Source organism: Streptomyces sp. NPDC002690, from assembly GCF_053592415.1.
Genome location: NZ_JBSFVR010000478.1, coordinates 1 through 4,744, shown reverse-complemented (window position 1 = coordinate 4,744; position 4,744 = coordinate 1). Strand labels below are relative to the sequence as shown.

Annotated in this window: 5 protein-coding genes; all 5 read right to left on the bottom strand. The window is 70.1% G+C overall.

The window, feature by feature from the left end; genetic code table 11:
- Positions 1–36: 36 nt before the first annotated feature.
- Positions 37–897, bottom strand: coding sequence for a fumarylacetoacetate hydrolase family protein (locus tag ACWD3D_RS33645; protein WP_451464507.1), 861 nt, complete (start codon positions 895–897; stop codon positions 37–39).
- A 205-nt stretch (positions 898–1,102) separates the two neighbouring features.
- Positions 1,103–1,873, bottom strand: coding sequence for a YidC/Oxa1 family membrane protein insertase (locus tag ACWD3D_RS33640; RefSeq protein WP_451464506.1), 771 nt, complete (start codon positions 1,871–1,873; stop codon positions 1,103–1,105).
- Between the two features lie 187 nt (positions 1,874–2,060).
- Positions 2,061–2,420 (bottom strand): DUF6412 domain-containing protein, encoded by a 360-nt coding sequence (locus ACWD3D_RS33635; protein ID WP_451464505.1) that lies wholly within the window; start codon positions 2,418–2,420, stop codon positions 2,061–2,063.
- 145 nt (positions 2,421–2,565) lie between these two features.
- On the bottom strand, positions 2,566–4,065 hold the full coding sequence (locus ACWD3D_RS33630) for a sodium:solute symporter family protein (RefSeq protein ID WP_451464504.1): 1,500 nt from the start codon (positions 4,063–4,065) through the stop codon (positions 2,566–2,568).
- Entirely contained in the window at positions 4,062–4,220 is a 159-nt protein-coding gene (locus ACWD3D_RS33625) for a DUF3311 domain-containing protein (RefSeq protein WP_323180469.1), read from the bottom strand. The genes ACWD3D_RS33630 and ACWD3D_RS33625 overlap by 4 nt, the downstream gene beginning before the upstream one ends.
- Positions 4,221–4,744: the final 524 nt, after the last annotated feature.

The window sequence follows — 4,744 nt, the reverse complement described above, 5'->3', positions numbered from 1 at the left end:
GTCCGCGCGGGGCCCCCGGGGCGTTCGTACGACGTGTCACGCGTCCTTGAGCACCTGGCGCTGGCGTCCGAGCCCCTCGATCTCCAGCTCGACGACATCGCCCGCGCGCAGGTACGGCTTCGGGTCCGGGTGGCCCATCGCGACGCCGGCCGGGGTGCCCGTGTTGATGACGTCGCCCGGGTAGAGCGTCATGAAGTGGCTGAGGTAGCGGACGACCTCGCCGACCGGGAAGATCTGCTCGGCGGTGGTGCCGTCCTGCTTCAGCTCGCCGTTGACCCAGAGTTTCAGCGGCAGCGCCTGCGGGTCGGGGATCTCGTCGGCGGTCACGAGCCACGGGCCGAGCGGGTTGAAGGTCTCGCAGTTCTTGCCCTTGTCCCAGGTGCCGCCGCGCTCGATCTGGAACTCGCGCTCGGAGACGTCGTGGGCGGTCGCGTAGCCGGCCACGTGCGCCAGCCCCTCCTCCGCCGATTCGAGGTAGCGGGCGGTACGGCCGATGACGACCGCGAGCTCGACCTCCCAGTCGGTCTTCACGCTGTTGCGCGGCACGAGGACGGTGTCCTCGGGGCCGACGACCGTGTCGGGCGCCTTGAAGAAGAGGATCGGCTCCGCGGGAATCGCCGCGCCGGTCTCCTTCGCGTGGTCGTGGTAGTTCAGCCCGATGCAGATGATCTTGCCGATGCGGGTGAGGGGAGCCCCGGTCCGCAGTCCCGCCGGGTCCAGCTCGGGCAGCGAACCGGGGTCGGCCGCGGCGGCGCGCACCCGGTCGAGCCCGTGCTCGTCGGCGAGCAGCGCACTGTCGATGTCGGGGACGACCCCCGACAGGTCGCGCAGTGTTCCGTCCTCCGCGAGCAGAGCCGGACGCTCCGCTCCCGCCGTGCCGACTCGAAGCAACTTCACGGGTGCCACTCCCTGGATAGAAATGCCTGGGTGGAATGGGGCGCCGGCCCGGTCCGGAGCGGTGCGGCGACCGCCTCGGACCGTACCCAGCACAGCCCACAAAACCTGTTCAGCCTGCTAGACATCGGATGAATTGGCAAGACGTGTTCAGTCTCTGGACGTGAGCAGGGGCCTGGAACAGCAGGCAGGCACAGTGTTCCGAGGGTCAGCCGAGGGGAGCCAGCGCCACGCCTGCGGCCGGTACGTCGCGGTAGAGGTAGGCCCTTTCGATCGCGGTCCAGGTCGTGCTGGTGACGACGTACAGGGCCGCCGCGAGCGGCACCACGGCCACGGTGAAGAGGGTGAAGAACGACATCAGCGGCATCACCTTCGTCATCGCGCCCATGCCCGGTACCGGCCGGCCGTCCGGGCCGGCGGTGGGTGTCACCGGGTTGAGGGCCATCTGACGCTTCGTACGCCGGTAGTTGAAGGTGGCCACGACGGCGACGACCGCGAAGAGGCCGAGGTAGACCAGCCCCTGGCCGCCGAAGACGCCCCCTTCGGCGAGGGCGTGGTGCCAGCGCTCGCCCAGCGGCGCCCCGAAGAGCTGGTGACCGAGCAGCCCGTTGGCGTCGTCGCCGATCCGCGCACTGGAGAAGAGGTGGTACAGCAGGAAGAACGCGGGCATCTGGAAGAGGCTCGGCAGGCACCCGGAGAGCGGCGAGACCTGCTCCTCCTTGTGCAGTTCCATGAGCGCCTTCTGCATGCGCTCGGGGTTCTTGCCGTGCTTCTTGCGCAGCTCGGCGATCTGCGGCTGGAGGCGCGTACGGGCCTTCTGGCCGCGCGCGGCGGCCCGCGACAGGGGGTGCACGGCGAGGCGTACCAGCGCGGTGAACAGGATGATCGCCGCGGCGGTGGACGCCGACTGGAACAGCGGGTGGAGCAGGTCGGCGAACGCGCCGACCAGGCTCGCGAAAACGGACATGAGCGCGGACATGGGGAGCCCTCCGAGGGGTCTCGTCGTGCCGGTGGAGTACGGAGTCGGAACGCGGGGCCGCCGGCGCGGGCAGGGCGGACCTGCGGGCGCGCGGGGTCACGGGCGCGGCGCGTGGACTGCGTACGGGATCGGCAGGACGGCGCCCGTGGAGGGGCGCGTCGGTGTCGGGTCCGAAGGGGCGAGAGCCTTACGCGGCGGCCGTGCGGAGGACGGCGCGGCCGGGTGCGCGGGGGCGGGTACGCCCCTTGGCGTCGGGATCTCGCTGCGGCAGGAAGGCCGTACGGTGCCGGCGGTCCCGCAGCGCGGTGCGGACCCGCGTCCGGGGCACGGGGACGGCGCAGCGCGCGCTGATCACCGAGCAGGCGAGGAGCGCGGAGCCCGCCGCGGCGGTGGCGGCGAGCGCGACGGCGGCGGAGAGGCTGCCGCCTTCGGTGAGGAGGATCTCGGTGACGAAGAGGAGCAGCAGACCCGCGGGCCTGAGCAGGCGCGCGAAGGAACCGCGGAGGCGCCCGGTGTACGGGTTCGTGCGCGCGTACGCGTCGCCCATAACTCCTCCTGTTCCGCCGCTCGTGCCGTTCACGTCACTCGTGTTTCCGGTCCGCCACCGGGCTCTCGCCGGGCGCGGACCTCTCCAGCCGTTATACACGATGGCCTGGATCACACCGGGCGGTCCAAGGCCGCCCCTCGGCGACTCAGACGACCGTCGCCTCGGCCGCCGGCTCGATCTCGTCGCGGGCGAGCACCTCGTCGTCCGGCCGGTCGTCCCGGTCGCGCGGCCCGGCGTACGTCACCGCCAGCGCGACCGCCAGGTTGGCCGCCAGGGCGACGAGCCCCGCGTTCACGCCCCACACCGGGTCGTTGCCGTTGAAGACGAGTACGCAGACCACGACCGCCCCGACCACGAGCCCGCTGAATGCCCCCGCGAAGGTGAGCCGCCGCCATACCAGTGCCAGCAGCACCATCGGCAGCAGCTGCGCCATCCCCTCGTACGAGATGAGCGAGAGCCGGACGAGAGTGTTGGGCGCGGTGTACGTGAGGAGCAGCGCGAGCCCGCCGGCCACCACGACCACGATCTGCGCCGCGCCCTTCTGCCGCTGCCGCCAGCGGGGCACGAGGGAGAGCACGCTGCGGCCCCACATCGTGCCGATGACCAGCATGAAGACGGCCATGGGCACGATCGAGGAGAGCGCGGCGGCCACCCCGATGACGCCGACCGCCCAGGCGGGCAGCGAGTCGGTGACGAGCTCGAAGAGGGCGAGGTTCGACTCCGCCCCGACCAGCCCCGGCACGACGAACAGCGCGGCCATGCCGAGCAGCATCGGAACGAAGAGGAGGACGTTGTAGGCGGGCAGCCACATGGCGTTGCGCCGCAGCACGTCCGCGTTCCGCGCACCGAGGTAGCCGGCGACGGTGGTCGGGAAGATCACCACGGTGAGCGAGTTCAGGAACGACGTACTGATGAACCACGCCTCGCCGAGCCCGCTGTCGCCGTGGCCGGGGAACGTCAGCCAGTCGGTCTTCTCGGTGACGATCCGGTCCAGGAAGGGGCCGTACCCGTCGAAGTAGTGGACCGGTACGTAGAACGCGAGGAAGCCGAGGGTCCCGATGACCATGACGTCCTTCAGTACCGACACCCAGGCGCTGCCGCGCAGCCCGCTGACCACGACGAAGCCGGTGGCGACGGCGAAGGCGATGAAGTAGGCCCAGTTCAGGCTGATCGCACCGTAGGAGATCGTCGAGACGACCACGCCCATGCCGGTGATCTGGAGCTGGATGTACGGCAGCAGGCAGACGGTGGCGAGGACGGCGACCAGCGCACCGAGCCAGGGCCGCCGGAAACGGTGCGCGACCATGTCGGTGATCCCGACCAGACCGTGCTTGCGCGCGTACCCCCAGAGGGTGGGGCCGACCAGGTACCCGAGGGCGTACCCGCAGGACATGTACGCGACGACGTACAGCACGGGCGCGCCGTAGTTGTAGCCCCAGCCCGCGGCACCCAGGTAGCTGAAACTGGTGTAACCCTCACCGGCCATCAGCACCCAGATGAAGACGGCACCGAGGCTCCGTCCGCCCACGGACCACTCGGCCAGCCCGCCCCCTCCGCCGCCCCGCCCGCGCATCGCGAGCAGGCCGAGCACGACGGTGAGCACCATGAAGCCGGCGAAGACGGAGGTGGCGACAGCGGCGTTCACCGGCGGTCCCCCCGCCGGGTCAGCCAGACGGCGACGGGCGTCAGCAGGGTCGCGCCGAGCATCCAGACGAAGAGGAACGGCAGCCCGAACACGACGGGCTCCACCCGGTTCACCCACGGCAGGGCCCCCAGGTACAGCACGTACGGGACCAGCAACCACAGCACTTGCGGACGTCTTCTCAGCACCCAGGGACTTTATCCCCGCCCGACACCACCCCCGGGGCCGCACCTCGGCGCGTCCGGGCGGGAGGTGCGGGTGAGCGTGGGTGGTGACAGGGTGCCTCCCGCCACGCTAGAGGGAACACTGCTTCGAATAACGAGGCGGATCTCTGTCGTTGCGGCGTGTACGCCTTGTTCGCGCTCCAGCGGAGATTTCCCACCACCCCCTCCGGTCGGCCCGAACGCGGTGTTGCAGCACTCCGAAACCACTGGGCACATCACCAGCCTTGCGTCGCACTTACCCTCTACCCGTCCACACGCAGTAACTTGATCCATGAGCAACAACCTCGACAAGGGCATGCCAACATGCCAGGCGAGGGCGGACTCCGTTCTGGAGGGATCATGGAAGCAAGGAATCGCAGCCTAAGAGCTCGTAACACGATCTTGCTGAATCGTCCTGGTAGGCCGTTACCGGTGTGATGATTCGGCCGTTCGTGAGGGTGTGGGTACCCGACCGTGGA